This window comes from Kordia sp. (genome assembly GCF_050633145.1).
Classification (GTDB): domain Bacteria; phylum Bacteroidota; class Bacteroidia; order Flavobacteriales; family Flavobacteriaceae; genus Kordia.
The window spans coordinates 24890-42754 of sequence record NZ_JBOEFY010000052.1; the positions used below are offsets into that span (position 1 = coordinate 24890).

The 17865-nt window shown below is 31.8% G+C and carries 14 protein-coding genes; 1 reads left to right on the forward strand and 13 read right to left on the reverse strand.

The features are described from left to right. From ACRBBL_RS21640 to ACRBBL_RS21675, 8 genes are all read right to left on the reverse strand, one after another. Positions 1-1422: a GspE/PulE family protein gene (locus ACRBBL_RS21640; RefSeq protein WP_431371181.1), complete on the reverse strand. Its 1422-nt coding sequence runs from the start codon at positions 1420-1422 to the stop codon at positions 1-3. After that, entirely contained in the window at positions 1409-1900 is a 492-nt protein-coding gene (locus tag ACRBBL_RS21645) for a prepilin peptidase (protein ID WP_431371182.1), read from the reverse strand. Before ACRBBL_RS21645 ends, ACRBBL_RS21640 begins: the two co-directional genes overlap by 14 nt. A 3-nt stretch (positions 1901-1903) precedes the next feature. Next, on the reverse strand, positions 1904-2332 hold the full coding sequence (locus ACRBBL_RS21650) for a type IV pilin protein (RefSeq protein WP_431371183.1): 429 nt from the start codon (positions 2330-2332) through the stop codon (positions 1904-1906). A 145-nt stretch (positions 2333-2477) separates the two neighbouring features. Beyond that, positions 2478-3602, reverse strand: a complete 1125-nt coding sequence (locus ACRBBL_RS21655) for a type II secretion system F family protein (RefSeq protein ID WP_431371184.1) — start codon at positions 3600-3602, stop codon at positions 2478-2480. An 18-nt stretch (positions 3603-3620) separates the two neighbouring features. Further along, positions 3621-4100, reverse strand: a complete 480-nt coding sequence (locus tag ACRBBL_RS21660; RefSeq protein ID WP_431371185.1) for a hypothetical protein — start codon at positions 4098-4100, stop codon at positions 3621-3623. Beyond that, positions 4084-4446 carry a hypothetical protein gene (locus ACRBBL_RS21665; RefSeq protein ID WP_431371186.1) on the reverse strand — a complete coding sequence of 121 codons (363 nt, stop codon included), beginning with the start codon at positions 4444-4446 and terminating at the stop codon, positions 4084-4086. The genes ACRBBL_RS21660 and ACRBBL_RS21665 overlap by 17 nt, the downstream gene beginning before the upstream one ends. Beyond that, positions 4424-5653 carry a hypothetical protein gene (locus tag ACRBBL_RS21670; RefSeq protein WP_431371187.1) on the reverse strand — a complete coding sequence of 410 codons (1230 nt, stop codon included), beginning with the start codon at positions 5651-5653 and terminating at the stop codon, positions 4424-4426. The genes ACRBBL_RS21665 and ACRBBL_RS21670 overlap by 23 nt, the downstream gene beginning before the upstream one ends. Beyond that, entirely contained in the window at positions 5637-6233 is a 597-nt protein-coding gene (locus ACRBBL_RS21675) for a toxin-antitoxin system YwqK family antitoxin (protein ID WP_431371188.1), read from the reverse strand. The genes ACRBBL_RS21670 and ACRBBL_RS21675 overlap by 17 nt, the downstream gene beginning before the upstream one ends. Positions 6234-6704: 471 nt before the next feature. Here ACRBBL_RS21675 and ACRBBL_RS21680 point away from each other — a divergent pair, with 471 nt between their 5' ends. Beyond that, entirely contained in the window at positions 6705-7103 is a 399-nt protein-coding gene (locus ACRBBL_RS21680) for a LytR/AlgR family response regulator transcription factor (RefSeq protein WP_431371189.1), read from the forward strand. Between the two features lie 156 nt (positions 7104-7259). Here the strand turns inward: ACRBBL_RS21680 and ACRBBL_RS21685 are convergent, their stop codons facing one another. From ACRBBL_RS21685 to ACRBBL_RS21705, 5 genes are read right to left on the reverse strand one after another with little or no spacing between them, the layout of a single operon-like run. Further along, a complete protein-coding gene (locus ACRBBL_RS21685; protein WP_431371190.1) occupies positions 7260-8279 on the reverse strand; it encodes a UDP-glucose--hexose-1-phosphate uridylyltransferase in 1020 nt (339 codons plus the stop codon). Between the two features lie 10 nt (positions 8280-8289). Further along, on the reverse strand, positions 8290-9441 hold the full coding sequence (galK, locus tag ACRBBL_RS21690) for a galactokinase (RefSeq protein WP_431371191.1): 1152 nt from the start codon (positions 9439-9441) through the stop codon (positions 8290-8292). A 6-nt stretch (positions 9442-9447) separates the two neighbouring features. Further along, positions 9448-11310 carry a solute:sodium symporter family transporter gene (locus tag ACRBBL_RS21695; protein ID WP_431371192.1) on the reverse strand — a complete coding sequence of 621 codons (1863 nt, stop codon included), beginning with the start codon at positions 11308-11310 and terminating at the stop codon, positions 9448-9450. A gap of 13 nt (positions 11311-11323) precedes the next feature. After that, complete coding sequence (locus tag ACRBBL_RS21700) at positions 11324-14467, reverse strand: glycoside hydrolase family 2 TIM barrel-domain containing protein (protein ID WP_431371193.1); 3144 nt, start codon at positions 14465-14467, stop codon at positions 11324-11326. Further along, positions 14464-17751 carry a glycoside hydrolase family 2 TIM barrel-domain containing protein gene (locus ACRBBL_RS21705; RefSeq protein ID WP_431371194.1) on the reverse strand — a complete coding sequence of 1096 codons (3288 nt, stop codon included), beginning with the start codon at positions 17749-17751 and terminating at the stop codon, positions 14464-14466. The genes ACRBBL_RS21700 and ACRBBL_RS21705 overlap by 4 nt, the downstream gene beginning before the upstream one ends. Positions 17752-17865: the final 114 nt, after the last annotated feature.

Below are 17865 nucleotides of genomic sequence, written 5' to 3' on the forward strand. Positions count from 1 at the left end.
TTATGTGTTTAATAAAATTGGATACACTTCTTCTAATGAAGTTGTTCCATTTTTAAATAGTTGTAGTGCTTTGTATGCCAAAGTTTTGGTAGTATCAATATGATTTTTGGCGTCTTGTAAGTTTTCTTTTTTTATAACTTCGGAAATCATTGAAGTTATCGGAATCATTTCATAGATTGCCGTTCTACCTTTGTATCCTGTGTAATAACAGTAATGGCATCCTTTTGGAATGTAATGATGTGATAAAGCATTAGTATTCCTTAAATAATTTGGTAGCTCTTCTTTCTTTAAAACAATCTTTTCTTTACAATGTGTACATAGTTTACGAATTAAACGTTGTGCAACTGAAATATTGAGTGTTTCAGCAATTAAGAATGCTGGAACATCCATATCTATGAGTCTTGAAATAGTTCCTAATGCAGAATTTGTATGTATTGTAGATAGTACCAAGTGACCTGTTAAGGAAGCTCTAATTGCCATTTGAGCAGTTTGTGCATCTCTAATTTCTCCCAACATAATAATATCAGGATCTTGCCTTAAAAAAGAACGCAATGCAGAAGTAAACGTAAGTCCAATGTCTTCTTTTAGTTGCACTTGATTAATCCCTTTTAGCGTATATTCTATAGGATCTTCTACGGTTACAATATTTGTTTTGGAATGATTCAAATGCTTTAAAGTAGCATATAAAGTAGTAGTTTTCCCTGATCCTGTTGGTCCACTAATTAATATAATTCCATTGGTTTTCTTTACTGCATTTCGATAAATATCTTGCTCTTCAGCATCCATACCTAAAGCATTTAAATCTAAATGAGAAGCATCTCTTCCCAACAAACGCATTACTACTTTTTCGCCATAGTGTGTTGGTAAAATAGAAACTCTGATATCGAAAGTATCAAAATTAATTCTTCCATCTTGTGGTAATCTTTTTTCAGTAATATCTAAGCTAGCGCGGATCTTTATTTTATTAATTAATTCAAGGTAATTTGTAGTTTTGATTTTATATTTTTCGATTAATAAACCGTCAATTCTAAAACGTACGCGTGCTTCTTCTTCAAATATTTCTATATGAATATCACTTGTTCTAATTTGTTTGGCCTCATGAATTAATTCATCTAAAAAATCTGCACTAAGTTGTTCTTTTGAATTCTTTTGTGTCGTCGATTCATCTCCTGTTCTATAATATGTAGCTAATGCTTGTTGAATGTGTGTTTCATCTACATATATAAAGCTTATTTTTTTATCTAAAAAAAGTTGCAACTCCTGAACAAAATACTCGTTATTTCGATTGCTTTCTTCTGTATACAAAGCAACTGTACTTGCATCTTCACTAAAAGGAATTACCTTAAAATGATTGGCAAGCTCAGCATTAATGATTTGCTTTTGCTCAACAGATATGGTGATATGTTGCTTAGTTGAACTCAATGAAAAACGGATTTACAATATTGAATAGTTTTAGACCAAAGCACACAATTAAAAAAAGTGATAAATAGCCTGCTAAAGGAATTGTTGTATCTGCTCTTTTTTTTTGTACAATCATAAACAAGAGTATAGAAAGAAAGAGCCCTAAAATGAAAAACAAGACGTAGTTATGAATTTGAAATAAAGGCGTGATTGCTACAAAAAAGAGGATATCTCCCAATCCGATTGATGTATCTATTGGATTTTTTAAATGTTTATTCTTTATAGTTTGATATATCATAAATCCTATACTAGTACAGCTTAAAAATGTGATGCTTTTACCTATTTCATACAGACTCAATAATGGTTCTATATAGTTGATCAGTATTGAAATAATTGCAATAACTACAAGTAGATATGCATGAATAGCTCTATGCTTGAAATCTTGAATACTGATAACAACAAACAAGATGAGTAATACTGTGGTGAGCGTTGCTTTCAAATCTTAGTCTTTTACTACTTCTTTTAAATTTCGCTTGTGATCTATTTCCCAAGTATTGTAATTTCCATCTCCATCAAAATCTTGAATAGATTGCGCTCTGGCTTTAAAACTATTGATAGAGGCTTCAATAATTTCAATTCTATATACGGATTGCCCTCCTTTATCAATGGTTAGTTCTGTTTCATACCCTATATCTTCTAAACTAGAAGAATATGTAGCATGTGTAAAAAAGTAGTTTTTCTCGTATGAATATAAAGAGTTCAGCGCTGTTTTTGCTTCAATAGCTCTAGCTTGCACAACTGCTTGTGTTTGATTTGGTAATACTAAATAAATGAGAATACCAATAATACATAATACAATAAGGATTTCAGTAAGTGAATATCCTTTTAGCCACAAATTCTGCTTCTTTTTATGAGGATTTTTTTTTATCATGAACCTATTGAGTTTTATTATTTCCTATCAAATGTATTGATAAAACGCAACGGACTCATGAAATAACTAATAAGCGTCATAAATACTTAATAAGCGTAAATTATCGCTGTTAAAAAGATGCTTTTTCAGCTAAAATCAATACAAATTAACCAATGACTTTACTAAGATCAAACATTGGTGTATACATGGAAATTAGAATAAAACCAACCAAAAAACCAATAATGATAATGATTAAAGGCTCTAGAATGGTACCTACCATTTTTGTAGTATGATCAATTTCATCGTTATACTGATCGTTGAGTTTATGAAACATCGTATCAAGCTCATTGGTTTGTTCTCCAATTCCAACAAGTGATATTAGTTTCTTGGGAAATATTTTATGTTTTTGCAAACTAGTGGCCAACGTATTTCCTTTTAATATATCTTGTTTTATTTCATCAACAGCTTTCTGCATTGGGTAAAAAACAATCATTTCTTTGGTAAGTTCTAGCGAAGTTATTAAAGGTGTTTTTGCGCCTAATAATAAGCTTAAAGATTGGCAGAACCTGGAGATATATATTTTTTGCATAAATTTTCCTAAAAAAGGTATTTTTAAGAGTATGGAACCTATTGTATCTCTGTAACGGTTGTTATGTTTATAATATTTATGGAATGCTATTATTGTCATTACAACAACTACTATACTAAGCATTATAGTATTAAAGTTTTCGGATAATTGGATGACAAACTTTGTTATAGAAGGTAACTCACTTCCAAATTGTTTAAAAACCGAACTAAACATAGGAACAATGTAATTGAGCATAAAATACAATACCAAAAATGTAATTCCTAAAACAAATGCTGGATATGTTATAACAGAGATAAGTTGCCGTTTCATTTTTATTTTACGTGCAAAAAACAACTGTAACTGTGTTAATCCTTCTGCTAATTTTCGCGTTTCTTCCCCTATTTTTATACTGTAATATTCATACGGTGAGAATTCTGTATGTTTTTTAAGCGCATCAAAAAGTGTATTTCCAGCAATTACATCTGTATTGATCGTTGTCAGTATTTTTTTAATCTTTTTAGACTTTTGTTGAGATGCTAATATTTGTAGTGATTGATTAAAATCTACACCAGATTTAATAAGTACTGCAAATTCTCTATAAAAAGCTTCTTTTTCCTTGCTTGAAAACTTGGCAAAAAAATCAAAGTTCAAAGATGTTGAATCTACTTTTTCGATTTTAGTAACATGTACTGTTCTTTTATGTTTAGTTACATTAAGTTTCACACCTATAAATTTTAGCAATTATTTTATTTCTTCTATAAAAGCAGTATTTACAATTTGATCTGGCCTACTCTTTTTATAATAATTCAAATCAATAATTTCATCATGGAATTGTAGTTTCAAAGAGATCGTAAAATGATCTTCTTTGTTTTCAAAAGTGTGCGAGATCAGTTTTGAAAAAAGGTCTTCTGTATGTTCATTATAAGTTCTTTTAATTACATTATTTTTAAAAGAATAATGTATGACTGTTTCGTCGTATCGCTTCAAGTGTAAAGTTTCATCATTATAATATAAAGTTGCAGCGTTATATATATCCTTATTAAAAGTAGCGTTAAAAACCATATAATCATTGGCAATTAATTGCTGCTTCTGAAAAGTTATAAATTGCTTATTAAAAGATGTAAACATAGTATATATCACGCCTATCAATACACTAGAAATGATGAGTCCAAAAATGGTTTCAGTAAATGTAAACGCTTTATATTTATAGTTGAGTTTCATCTGTATTTGAAATTAGATAAGAGAATGTTTCCGTCTTTGTATTTGTTGTTATAGTAAAATGAATTTGCTTAAGCGTTGCATGATCTTCATAAGCGTTAACTTCTTGATTGATGGTAAAATTGGAGAATATATAGGTATGCGCTTCTATTTTCTTTTGTTGCTGTAATTCATGAATGATTGTATGTATTTTTTGACGTGCTTGTATGAAATCAGTAGAAACATTTGTTTTAAAAACATTCACAAAAACGATGGTTGCTATGACAATACAAATTGCAATAATTGCTGTTGCCATCACAGATTCTAGCAGTGAAGATGCTTTTATTTTATAATTCTTTAACTGCTTCATAGCTGCTTATATGTGCTTCATTTGTATCAAATAATGGAATTCCTATAAAACTTTCAGGAAGCTTACTGATATTTATTTCTGCATTCATTAAAAGATTCGCGTAACTAGTTTCGTTGGTTTTAGTGTTCAATCTATCTGCGTATACACTTCCATATACATTCCCTTTAAGTTCTACTGCTCCATAACAATATACAGTTCCCACAACAGTTGCTTTCTCGTCAATTAATAGTGCTGATTTTAATGCTGCTTTATGGTTAGAATTGTTTAGTATAATTCCTCCAATTAACATACTTTCCTTTCCTATAGTTATTTTGGCTGCTTCTTTTGGTTCTTGAATTAATATACTTGACGGATATTTTAATTGTACTTTATCTTCGATTATTACAGATGTTGAAGCAATAATTTGAACATTTCCAATGAAACCTTCTTCAACTACTACATTTTTTGCATTTACAATCACATCTTCAAGTTTCATATTGCGCCGTAATGTCACTGTTCCATCTGATTGAAATATAATATTCCCTTTAATTGTTTTTCCTTCTAAAAATGAAAGATCGTTTGTCATAAAAACTTGTGTGTCTTTATCAAATGCTCGCACATACGTCTGTGCTTTCCCTATAGTTTCAATAGTCGACACAGAGTCTGATTTAAAAATTGTTTTCGTATTCATATTGTACAATCTAGGAAGTCTGTCTTCAGATGTTTTCTGAATTCCTTGTATGTTCACATTTGTTCTTTCTCCATGCATGTTTTTCTTTTCAAGTATTCCTTTTGGGATGTACATGTTTCCAGTAATAGTTACATTTCCAGCTACATTTAAAATTTTATCATAATTGGATACATATAAAGCTGTAGTAGGTTTTGTAATTTCACCAACAAGTATATTTTTTTGAATGGTATCGCTTTTATGATACGTTTTTGCACATAGCACCTTGTAAAATCCCCAATCAGACACTTTAATATCTGTATGTATATGATCTGAAAAAACATTCGTTTTTATAGCTCCATCCTTAATTTTAGTAAGGTTAGCTAACATAAGTTGTATTGCAGAATCATTAGTGAGTTGCAATTGTGTTTTTTGAAGTGTTCTTTTTTGAAATAAGGAATTATAACTTGACATTAATAACATTCCAAAACAAAGTGTTCCAATTAACAAACAAACAAAAACAGCTTGCAACAATGACGAAGCCTTAAGTTTTTTTTGCATTGGATTTCTTTTTTTTGGGATCTTCTTTTTTCGCTTTTTTCTTCTTTTTTTTGAATATGCGTTTTAAGAAAGGCTCTCTTTTTATAGTATCTTTTTGTTTTTTAGGAACTAGAATTCCTTTCTTATACACCAACGTATCTTGTGAAACGTAATCTATCCAAGCTCCATGTTTTTTATGATTTCGATACTTTCCTTCAACTTTCTTTTTTCCATTTTCAGTATAGATGATAAAATCGCCATGTCTAAACCCTTTTTTCCATTTTTCTATTTTTGATAAACTTCCGTTTTTGTGCCAATTTTTCCAGACTCCATCTTTAAGCCCTTTATCAAAAACCCCTTTTTCGGCGAGTTGCTTAGATTTGTAATATTTAATGTAAGCATTAACTAAAACAGCGCCACCTATATCTCCAGTCGACTGATGAATTTCTCCAGATTTATACCAAAAATAGGTTTTCTCGACCTTAGGTTTTTTAATTTTTTCCGAAGAAATATAAAATTCATAATCAAAATCATGAGTATTAATAATCCGCTTTTGCGGAACGATAAGAAGAACTAAAAATAGTGTAACACATAGTTTCATAATACCAATCTAATAAGAGTTTAACAGCTATATTAAATTGCATATTACAATACTTATTATAAAAAAGCCAATTATACTTTATAAGCGTAGATTTTAATGTATAAGCGTAATTTTTCCTATTTAAAAACTTGAATTTAATTAAGAAAAACATTGTTTATTTGATGTTTAAGAAGAAGGAAAAAATGTTTAAAAGCTATTCAATCTGACACTTTTTTATGCCTAAATTTCTTGTAAAGCACCAATGTTTCAGAAGTTCATTTTGATGCATTATATTTTTGTTAACATATATTTAACAGGAAAAAACACAATATTTTATTCAAAACGTAACGCTCACAGCCAAAATTCAACGCTTATACAATATTGTTGCATCCAATTGGTGTAATACATTCCTTTGGTTTCTGAAAACAACTCTAAACTTCCAATTTCCCCAACCCATTTAAAGGAGTAGTAAACTAAAAAACATATTGCATCATGTTAGAAAAAAGAGAGAATCAGAGTCTGCTAATTACAAAAAATAAAAAATTTTTACGTGTAGGAAGTAAACTTCAAGGAGAGTACATTGATAAATCACAAATTGTTTATATTGAAGCTTATGAGAGTTATTCATGGATATGCTTAAGAAATGGCTCACGAATCCTAAGTTGTAAAAATATTGGAACACACGAGGAATCTTTTAGAGATGTTAGCTTTACACGCATACATCGTTCGTATTTAATCAATCCCAATTACTTAAAATTATACGAACCGCATTACAGACTTGTACATCTTAAAGGAGAAATTGTGTTACCTGTAAGTCATCGCAAGAACCGCCTTATCTTAAAAATGGTCAGCAATAAAGAATTAAGCACACCATTTAGAATGGCAATGTAACTAAACAACTTGTCATATTGATGTATTGATTAGGAAAAAGAAAATACCATAAACAATACTAAGGTTTATATGCTTTACTGTCCTTATTCTCTTTGTAGTACCAATAAAATACTTTTAGTAATTTCTATAAGTATTTATACTTGTGCTATTAAATATTTACATTAATTTTCTAATATTTTCAGCAGCACTCTCAGCAGTAATATCACGTTGTGGCATCCCAAACATCTCATAACCCACCATAAATTTCTTTACGGTAGCACTCCGTAATAAAGGCGGATAAAAACTCATATGCCAGTGCCAATGAGTACTATTGTTTCCATTAGTTGGTGCTTGGTGTATTCCACTAGAATATGGAAAAGAGCAATTAAATAGTGTATCGTATGCTCTGGTTATTTTTGAGATCGCTTCTGCATAATTGATACGCTCACTTGCTGTTAATTCAGAAATATTAGCTTGTCGTTTTTTAGGAACAATCATCACTTCATAAGGCCATATAGCCCAATAAGGTACTAAAGCAACAAAATCATCATTTTCAAATAAAATACGTTCTCCTTTTTCTAGTTCTTGCTGAAGATAATCTCCTAATAAGGAAGTCTTATTATTTTTAAAATAATCTAGTTGACTTTTATCTTTTTTTTCAATTTCATTTGGAAGACATGATTGGCTCCATATTTGTCCGTGAGGATGTGAGTTAGAACATCCCATAACAGAACCTTTATTTTCAAAAATTTGTATATAATTAATAAAAGTATGCTTGCGTAATTCGTTAAATTCATGTTGCCATAAGGCTACCACTTTTTCAATTGCAGCTATTTCCATATCTGCTAATGTTTTGGAGTGATCTGCACTAAAACAAATAACTTTACAAATTCCTTTTTCAGATGCTGCTTGTAATAATCCGTCACTAACAGAAAAATCTGGAACTTCTTTTTGTATCGCTGCAAAATCATTTGTAAAGGCAAATGTATCTTTATAATTCGGGTTTTGTTCCCCGTTTATACGCGTATTACCCGCGCATAAATAACAAGACGCATCGTAAGCAGGTCTTACTTCTTTAGAAACAGTTTCCTCCTGCCCTTGCCATGGTCTTTTTGCTCTATGAGGAGATACTAAAATCCATTCACCTGTTAATATATTTAGGCGTCTGTGCGAAAAATTTTCTGTGTTTTTTGACATTTTTTATCAATTATAAAATGACTCTGGTTCCTTTGGATAAGTTTACTTCATAAATGGAACACATATTATTAAATGTGTTACTATATTTTTGCTGTATAGTTGCTAAAAAAGTTTCTTTTTTTGAAGATTCTACAATATTAATAGTACAACCTCCAAAGCCGCCGCCCATCATTCGTGCACCAATAACAGCTTTAGAAACTTGTGCTTCGTTTACTAAAAAATCTAATTCTGAACAACTTACTTTGTATTTTTCTGAAAGTCCCTTATGAGACTCAAACAATAATTTACCAAGCGCTTTGATATCATTAGTAAGTAATGAAGATGCTGCTTTTAATGTTCGCTCATTTTCTTCAATCACATATAAAGTTTTTTGATAATCAGCATCCGTAAGTTGTGAAGCAATTGCATCAATGTCACTCCGAGCAGTATCACGCAATGCTTTTACACCGATTAAACTAGCTACTTTTTCGCAAACAGCTCGCCTATCGTTATAAGCACTAGTTGCAAGTGTATGTTTTACATTTGAATGTATCAAAACCAACTCATATTCATCTAAGTTGATGGTGTAAGAGTTCGCCTCTAAACTTCTACAATCTAAGAGCAAAGCTGAATTTTCCTCCCCAAACATTGAAGCAAACTGATCCATGATTCCACACTTAACACCAACAAAATTATGCTCTGCTTGCTGTGAAATTAGGATCATTTCTTGTTTAGAAAGGTTTAAATCAAACAATTCGTTTAATCCATAAGCAATTGCATTTTCTAAAGCAGCAGAAGATGACAATCCTGCGCCTTCTGGGATATCTCCAGCAATTACTACATTAAAATTAGAGAGTTTTTTATCCTTTTTTTGAATTTCTGAAATAACACCTAATACATAATTTTTCCAGCTGTGGTCACTTAAAGGAATGATATTATTGAGGTCAAATTCGTATACCTCATTTTTATCAAGAGCAACCATCGTACTTTTAGAATTTTCCGTTTTCTGTATTGCAATATAAATACCTTTATCTATTGCTGCTGGAAAAACAAAACCTTCATTGTAATCTGTATGTTCACCAATAAGATTAATTCTACCTGGAGAAAAAATAAGCAACGAATTATTTGTGTTGAATCTTTCAGAAAAGCTTTTTTTAATAACTTCTATTAATTCTGTATTCATCGTAAATTAAGCGAAATAGATATATATTAAAATTACTAGAACAGAAATTACTATTCCTACTTGTTTTACATATTTCCAAGGAGTAATATCTACTTGCTGCGTATATTCTTGTACATAAGGTTCTTTCCTTGGGCTAATTTTTCCTATTAATAACATTATACCTGCATTTAATAAAAACAATATAGCCATTACGTCCAAAAAGTGAGGGTATGCTTGGGTTTTAAGCACTGAAACCTTTCCATTGAAGCTATCTGCAGATTTTAAGAATGCAGCAGATTTAGCATTTAGTTTTTCTTTAAAAATATATGATCTGGCTTTTGATAATTGACCTGACATCTTTTTTACTAAATCAAGAGTTATTTCTGGAGCATTCTTTAATTCTTGAACGTTATCTGAAATTAATTTAAATTCTTTTGCTCCATTCCCTAAAGAATTTACTTCGACATTAATATTTTCTGCAAGACTTACTAGTACCTCTTTATTAGCGTTTAATTTAGATGCTTCAAAAGATGGTTTTAAACCAAATTGACTAACGATATATAATAATGATCCTAAAACCAATCCGATTTTTGCAGCTTTTGCAGGAACTCTTTTTGTTAAATAACCAACTACTATAATCGTTAAGATTGGAATACTATAGATACCATTTATTTCTTGTAAATAATCAAATAAACTTCCTGCGTTTGCTATTAAAGGAGCTATAAACATAGATGCAATAGCTAATATAACACCGAACATTTTGCCATACTTTACGATTGTTTTTTCATCAGCATCTTTATTTAAATGTTCTTTATAAACGTCTATCCCAAATAATGTTACAGAACTATTTAAAACACTGTTAAAAGAACTTAAAATAGCTCCAAATAGAACCGCTGCAAAGAAACCAACCCAAGCTTCTGGAAGCACTTTTTTTACTAACATTGGATACGCACTATCTGCAGATTCTATACTGCCTTGAAAAACATGAAAAGCTATTAACCCAGGTAGCACAACAATTATAGGTCCTAATATTTTAATAAAAGCGGCTAATAATAATCCTTTTTGTCCTTCTTTTAAATTTTTAGCGCCTAAAGCTCTTTGTATTATTTGTTGGTTAGTACCCCAATAAAATAATTGCACTAACATCATCCCAGTAAAAATGGTATAAAAAGGAACTGGATCTGTCTGTCCTCCCATAGATTTGAATTTCTCTGGGTTTTCTGCTGTTAAAGTTGAAAGTCCATCTAAAATACTTTCGTCACCGACAAGCATTAATCCAAAAATAGGAATTAAGATTCCTCCAATTAATAAACCAATAGCATTAATAGAATCTGAAATAACTACAGCTTTCAATCCACCAAAAATTGCATATACTGATCCTATAATACCGATGCCCCAAACACAAATCCAGATAGATTGTGTATGCGTTACACCTAACAATTCAGGCACATTAAACATACCACTAATAGCTATGGAGCCAGAATACAATATTACTGGAAGTAATACCACAACATATCCTGTTAAGAATAGTACAGAGGTTAATGTTTTGGTGGTAACATCAAACCTTTTTGCTAAAAACCCAGGAACTGTGGTTAGGCCACCTTTTAGATATCTTGGCAATAAAAACATTGCGGTAACAATCATTGCAATAGCAGCTAGAGTTTCCCATACCATTACAGAAAGACCACTTTGGTATGCAGATCCATTTAGTCCAACTATTTGCTCTGTGGACAGATTGGTTAGTAATAAAGAACCCGCAATAACTCCGGCGGTTAAACTTCTTCCTCCTAAAAAATAACCATCTGACGAATTTTCATTTGTCTTTCTAGTTGCTAAATAAGATATTACTGCGACTAAAAGCGTAAAACCTAAAAATGTTAGTATTTGCATAATATTGAGTTATTTATTGATCGTTGTAATTTGGTTGTATTGTAAAAGAGTACCTATAAGATGTATTTGCTGGAATGGTATATTCAGGATGTACTAATCTGCCCCATGAAGTATCTCCTCCAACGCCCATTTGTTTATAATCAATATTCCATTGTACCGTTTCTCCAATTTTAATATCTGCACCATGTTTTTTGGTTACAGGTACCAATCCAGAAGCCGATACTGCGCCATCATCACTTGTAAAATCTAGTTCGGTCATGGAAAATGGCCAAACGCTTGTATTTAGGAATTGATTTGATGAGACTGTTAAATTCATATTTTCTGATGATACTTTCATCCACCTCACATCGGTTTTGTTTCCTGTTTCTTGTGGGCGAGAATACCTCTCAAATTGATCAACTATTTTACCCGAATACACTCCTATTTTTTGCCCAGTTTTACGATCCCAATAGGTTTCTTTTGGACCTTTTCCATACCATGATACCTCAGTAAAAGATTTGGGAATCGTTAGATACATTCCTAATCTTGGAATGTTTGGTAACTCTTTGTTGCTTGGTTTATAAGTGTAATCAATTGTTAACGCACCATTTTTATTTAAACGATACCATACACTCACGACAGCCTCTTTATTAGGTGTAGTATACGCTACTTGAAAAACCACTTTATCAGAAACATTTAATGGTTTCGAAATCAACTGAGCTGCATAATTATACGTGGCTTCTTGCCATATTTTAGCCCATCTATCCATACCATTTCCTAAATCATTATCGGTTGGCGGTCGCCAAAAATTAGGGCGTATTGGTTGGTTCGTAATTTCTTTGCCTTCAAAAGTCCAAGAACTGATTTCTCCTGATGCAACATTTATCTCCAAATTTACCTTATCGTTTTTGATTTCATAAGTAGCATCATTTTTTGAAATAACTAAAATATTATTTTTTGCAACTATTGATTTTGTGACGTTTCCTTTTTGAAGTATAAATTGATCCCAAGCAATTTCATGACCTTTCGGTAAGAGGGAAGTTGCCTCTTTTTGAACTAAACTAAACTCTAAAATATATTCGTTTTTAGGATCAAGTATTTTAGGGAATTTTTCCAAGTTTAGCATTTTGCTTTCTTGTGGTTGAACGTTTATAGCTATACTTTCTGCTTGAATTATTGCAATGCCATTTTCCAACAGTTTCCAAGAAATATTTTTATCGTTAAAATCGACAAAAAAGTTCTTGTTTGTAATCTTAATTTTCCCATTTCCTAGGTAATCGAATTGTGCTGGTTCATATACTTTTTTAACTTCACTTAAGTGTGGATGCGGCTTACGATATGGATCAACCAACCCATTATTTAAGAAATTTCCATCGGTTGGTAAATCAGGATGATAATCATGGCCATAAGCTAAGAATGGTTTTCCATTATCATCTTTATATTCTAAAGATTGATCTACCCAATCCCAAATATAACCGCCTTGCAGATTTGGGTATTTTTCTATAATATCCCAATAATCTTGGAGGTTTCCTACCGAATTTCCCATAGCATGACAATACTCAATCATAATTGATGGCTTGTCTGATTTAGAATTCGCATGATTAATTAAATATGTTGGCTTAGGATACATTGGGCAATATAAATCGGTGTAATCTTCTTTTCCAGCAGGTTCGTATTGTACAATACGATTGTTATCATGTTCTTTTAACCATTTGTAGGTAGCTCTAAAAATGGCTCCTTCTCCAGCTTCATTTCCTAAAGACCATGAGTAAATTGATGGATGGTTTCTATCACGATAAAACATACGTTTGGTACGCATCATATGAGCTGGCAACCACGACAGCTCATTTCCTATTTGCGTTTCTTTAGAAATAGCCAATGGATGACTTTCTATATTTGCTTCATCAATTACATACAAACCATATTGATCGCATAAATCTAACCAATATGGATCATTTGGATAATGTGCGCTTCTTACAGCATTGATGTTGTTTTGTTTCATCAATGTAATGTCTTTCAACATCGATTCTTTTGAAACAACATGTCCTGTATAAGGATCGGTTTCATGACGATCTACACCTCTAAAATAAACTGCCTTCCCATTTACTAAAACTTGACTGTTTTTAATTTCAATACGTTTAAAACCTATATTTTTAGTGATGTATTGGTTTTGCTTCGGATTTGTTTCATCTTCCAAAAACATTTTTAAAGTATAGAGATTAGGAAGCTCAGCCGACCATTGTTTTACGCGTTCTATTATTTTTTCTGAAACAACTTCAGAGGTTGTATTCGCAGGGATTTCAATTGTTTTTGTAGTTTTATAAATCGCTTTTGCACCATCTAAAACTTCAATGGAAAGTTGCCTATTTACTTTTTCTGTAGAAGTATTGGTTATTGAAACGGTATTTGTAAACATACCATCGGTATAAGTCTCATCTAAATTAGTATCTGCATAATAGTCTGAGATAAATACTTTTGGTTGTGTGTATACATATACGTCACGCTCAATTCCACTCATGCGCAACATATCTTGACTTTCCAGATAGCTGGCATCGGACCAACGGAATAGCTGCAATGCAATCAAATTTTTGCCTTCTTTTACATGTGTAGTGATATTAAATTCTGCTGGTGTTTTACTGCCTTGCGAATACCCAACATAATTACCGTTAACATACACATACATCGCTGATTTGGCACCTGCAAAGTGTAGAATAATGTCTTCAGATAAGAATTTTTTATCTAGATTAATTTCTTTACGATAGGTTCCTACAGGATTATAATCGGTTGGTGCATCTGGCCATTTTGTTGTAAATGGATACCGTTCATCTAAATAAATAGGATGTCCATAACCTTCTACTTCCCAATTAGCTGGTACAGGAATCGTATCCCAATGCGCATCATCAAAATCTGCAGTATGAAAAGTTTTAGGACGCTGTTTTGGATCTTTTACCCAATTAAATTTCCAATCGCCATTCAAGCTCAAGAAACGTTTAGAGTTTTCTTTTTCTAGAATATCCGAAGATTCAAATGCAAAATAAGTCGCTCTAGGTGCTAGTTTGTGCTCTTCAAATATTTGATGTTTAAAATGATTTTTCTGCGCTGCTACTTCTGGTAAAGGAGCTTTTTTACAACTCCATACCATAACAAGTAGTACTATATATACTAATTTTAATTTCATTTTTTGTATTTATACAATTTACTTAAGTCTATAAATTGTTTTTTTGTTCCGTTTTCAAAAGGAATAATATAGAAACTATATTGATAGGTTTTATCTCCTTTGTATTGATATTGCTCTTGTGGTTTAGAATACCAGCTATCATCTCCAGCCACGCCACGCTGTCCTAAGTCAATATTGAGTTGTACCAATTCTTTCTCTTTAATATCAATTGTATGCTTGCTTTTGTTTGAATTTTCATAGTCCAATCCAGCAGTAGTATCAAAATCTTCATTTTCCATGTGAAGTGCACTAAAACTTAATAAATTTGAACCTTCAGAAACAAATAAAAGTCCGTTGTTTTTAGTATTTGAAACTGCTATCCAACGAACATCGGTTTTATAACCATTCTCTTGCGGACGGATATAAGGCACATATTGATCTTTTACTTTAGACATATATACATCTACAAACGTCGATGCGTTTCTATCTTGATAATTTTCCCATGGTCCACGTCCATAATAACTAAGTTGGTCAAACGCTTTAGGGAGTTGCATACGCATACCAATTCTTGGGATATCTCCTTTGTATTTGCTAGGATTTAAAGTGTTTTCTATATGAATAACTCCATTTCCTTGGATTGTATAAACAGATTGAAATGTTGTTTCTACTCCTGGAAGTGTATATAAAACTGTTACAATAACATGTCCATATGCATCTAATTGATAGCCAATCTTTTTTACGGTATAATGCAAAGAAGCCTCTTTCCAAGCAAGATTGTTTTTTTGCATGGCATTGCCAAAATCATTGTCTGTTACTGCTCTCCAAAAGTTTGGCTTTGGAGTTTTTCCGTCTAAAAATATTTTATTCCCTTTTAATTTATAAGAACTAATTTGTCCTGTTTTCTTTGAGAATGCAATGGCTACATCCTCATTATTAATACTGATTACCTCTCCTTTTTCTTTTACTGAAAGTGCTTGTTTTGCAGGCAATATTGCAACAGGTGCTTTTTTAAACTTTGACGTTAATGCAATCTGTTCATGTGCAACTTCAAAACCTTTTGGAAGCAGTCCCCATTTATTTTTTGTCCTTGCGGAAACCTCTACAAAATACTCTGTGTTCTCCTTAAAATTAATGTCTTTTAGAGGAATTCTAATCAATTTCCCTGTGTGTGTTTCTACATTAATATCTTCTACAACTATGGTTTTTAACACGTTACCATCTGCTTTTATTTTTGCTGAGAAATTAAATTGATCCAAATTGGTGAAATCATATAGATTTTCAATTAACACACGTAATTCATCATGTTTGTTGATTCCTTTAGGTTTAAAATTGATATACTCATGTGCTTTTTTCACTTCGTACAAAGCAGGTTGTGGCGTTCTGTCTGGAAATACAATGCCGTTATTTAAAAAGCTGTTATCGCTAGGCATATTTTTACCATAATCACCTCCATAAGCATAGAAGCGTTCGCCTTTTTCATTGGTTTTCCAAATTGATTGATCTACCCAATCCCAAACAAAACCACCTTGCAAGTTGTCGTATTGTTCAATGATGCCCCAATAATCCTGAAAATTTCCTGTACTGTTTCCCATAGCGTGTGCATATTCGCTTGGAATATATGGTCTATCGGTTTTCGATTTACCTACTTCTTCAAAACGTCTTGGCGATGGATATTGCGGTACAATTATATCGGTATTGCTATCCATATCATACAAACTAGCATCATACTCTTTATAAGGACGTTCATATTGCACAGGTCGTTTGGTTTTATCATTCGCTTTGATAGCATCATATCCTTTAAAAAAGTTTACACCATTACCCGCTTCATTTCCCATTGACCAAATAATCACCGAAGGATGGTTTCTATCGCGTTTTACCATACGAACCATTCTATCTATATGCGCTTTTTCCCATTTTGGTTGTTTTGCTAAAGAGTATTTTCCGTAGTACATTCCGTGGGATTCTATATTGGCTTCATCTACTACATATAATCCATATTGATCGCACAATTCATAAAAACGCCTTCCTCTTGGATAGTGACTTAAGCGCACTGCATTGATATTATTTTCTTTCCAAAGTTGAATGTCTTTTAGTATCAAATCTTCCGACATCACATGTCCAGTTTCAGGGTCGGTTTCTTGTGTATTTACACCTTTTAAGGTAATACGTTGACCATTAACCAAAAGCAATCCATTTTTAATTTCAACAGAGCGAAATCCTATATATCTTTTAGTCAGTTCTAGTGTCTTTCCTTTTTTGTCTTTTAATTCTAAAATCAACGTATACAAATTAGGATGTTCGGCGCTCCAAGATTTTACTTTCGGAATGGTTTTAGAAAAAGAAATGACTTGTTCATTGTTTTTTTGAATTGCAATACTTTTTTCTTCGGAAGTAATGACTTCTTCTTTAGTATTTAGAATTTTATACGAAATTGTTCCTTTTGTATGTTTTGAAAAATGATTTTCTATAGTCACTGAAAGATTAAAAACTCCATTTTTATAACCATCATCTAAACTTGAAATTATTTCAAAATCTTGAAGTCGTAACTTAGGTTGTGCATATATATACACAGAACGTTCAATACCACTAATACGCCAAAAATCTTGACATTCTAGATACGAGCCATCTGTCCATCTAAAAATTTGAATGGCTATGGTGTTTTTTCCAGTTTTTGCAGCTTTCGTAATATTAAATTCGGTTGGCAATTTGCTTCCTTGCGAATAGCCAATGTATGTACCATTAAGCCAAACAAATCCGCCTGCTTTCATTGCTCCAATATGTAAAAAGATTTCTTTACCTTTCCACTTAGAATTTATAGTAAACTCTCTACGGTACGAGCCAACAGGATTATAATTATCGGGAACATTACCAGGATCTTTAGGATAGTAGGTTTCTACATTTTCCATGTCTTCAGCAATCATGGCTTTATAATCTGAAAACTCATATTGATGATTCACATAAATGGGTACTCCAAAACCTTCTACTTCCCAATTTGATGGCACTTTTATATAATCCCATTGTGAAACATCAGTATTCGAACGCATAAAATTTGTAGGTCTGTCCTTCGGGTTTTTCACCCAATTGAACTTCCAAATTCCATCTAAAAGTTGGTAAAACTCTGGTTGATTGTCTAGCAAATCTTGTTTTGAAGAAAACGATGAAAACGAAGCATGAGCCTCTAATTTGTGCTCACCAATCATTTGCTCATTTTCAATATAACTTTTATAACCTTCAATAGGATTATTTTGCTGTGCAAAAGCACAAAAACTAAAGAAAAAAACGATATATAATTGGTGTAATTTCATCTTTATTTGGTTCGTAGTATTATAGTTTTTGTTAATACTTGGTCATAGCTACTATTTGCTGGCATTATTGTTAGTTGTACTGCAATCGCATTTCTATGCAGTTTATATCAGACA

Excerpts from the sequence above, each read along its gene's own strand:
- ACRBBL_RS21650 (WP_431371183.1), bottom strand. The coding sequence starts at position 2,332 with ATGATAAAAAAAAATCCTCATAAAAAGAAGCAGAATTTGTGGCTAAAA.
- ACRBBL_RS21660 (WP_431371185.1), bottom strand. The coding sequence starts at position 4,100 with ATGAAACTCAACTATAAATATAAAGCGTTTACATTTACTGAAACCATT.
- ACRBBL_RS21665 (WP_431371186.1), bottom strand. The coding sequence starts at position 4,446 with ATGAAGCAGTTAAAGAATTATAAAATAAAAGCATCTTCACTGCTAGAA.
- ACRBBL_RS21670 (WP_431371187.1), bottom strand. The coding sequence starts at position 5,653 with ATGCAAAAAAAACTTAAGGCTTCGTCATTGTTGCAAGCTGTTTTTGTT.
- ACRBBL_RS21675 (WP_431371188.1), bottom strand. The coding sequence starts at position 6,233 with ATGAAACTATGTGTTACACTATTTTTAGTTCTTCTTATCGTTCCGCAA.
- ACRBBL_RS21680 (WP_431371189.1), top strand. The coding sequence starts at position 6,705 with ATGTTAGAAAAAAGAGAGAATCAGAGTCTGCTAATTACAAAAAATAAA.
- ACRBBL_RS21685 (WP_431371190.1), bottom strand. The coding sequence starts at position 8,279 with ATGTCAAAAAACACAGAAAATTTTTCGCACAGACGCCTAAATATATTA.
- galK (WP_431371191.1), bottom strand. The coding sequence starts at position 9,441 with ATGAATACAGAATTAATAGAAGTTATTAAAAAAAGCTTTTCTGAAAGA.
- ACRBBL_RS21695 (WP_431371192.1), bottom strand. The coding sequence starts at position 11,310 with ATGCAAATACTAACATTTTTAGGTTTTACGCTTTTAGTCGCAGTAATA.
- ACRBBL_RS21700 (WP_431371193.1), bottom strand. The coding sequence starts at position 14,467 with ATGAAATTAAAATTAGTATATATAGTACTACTTGTTATGGTATGGAGT.
- ACRBBL_RS21705 (WP_431371194.1), bottom strand. The coding sequence starts at position 17,751 with ATGAAATTACACCAATTATATATCGTTTTTTTCTTTAGTTTTTGTGCT.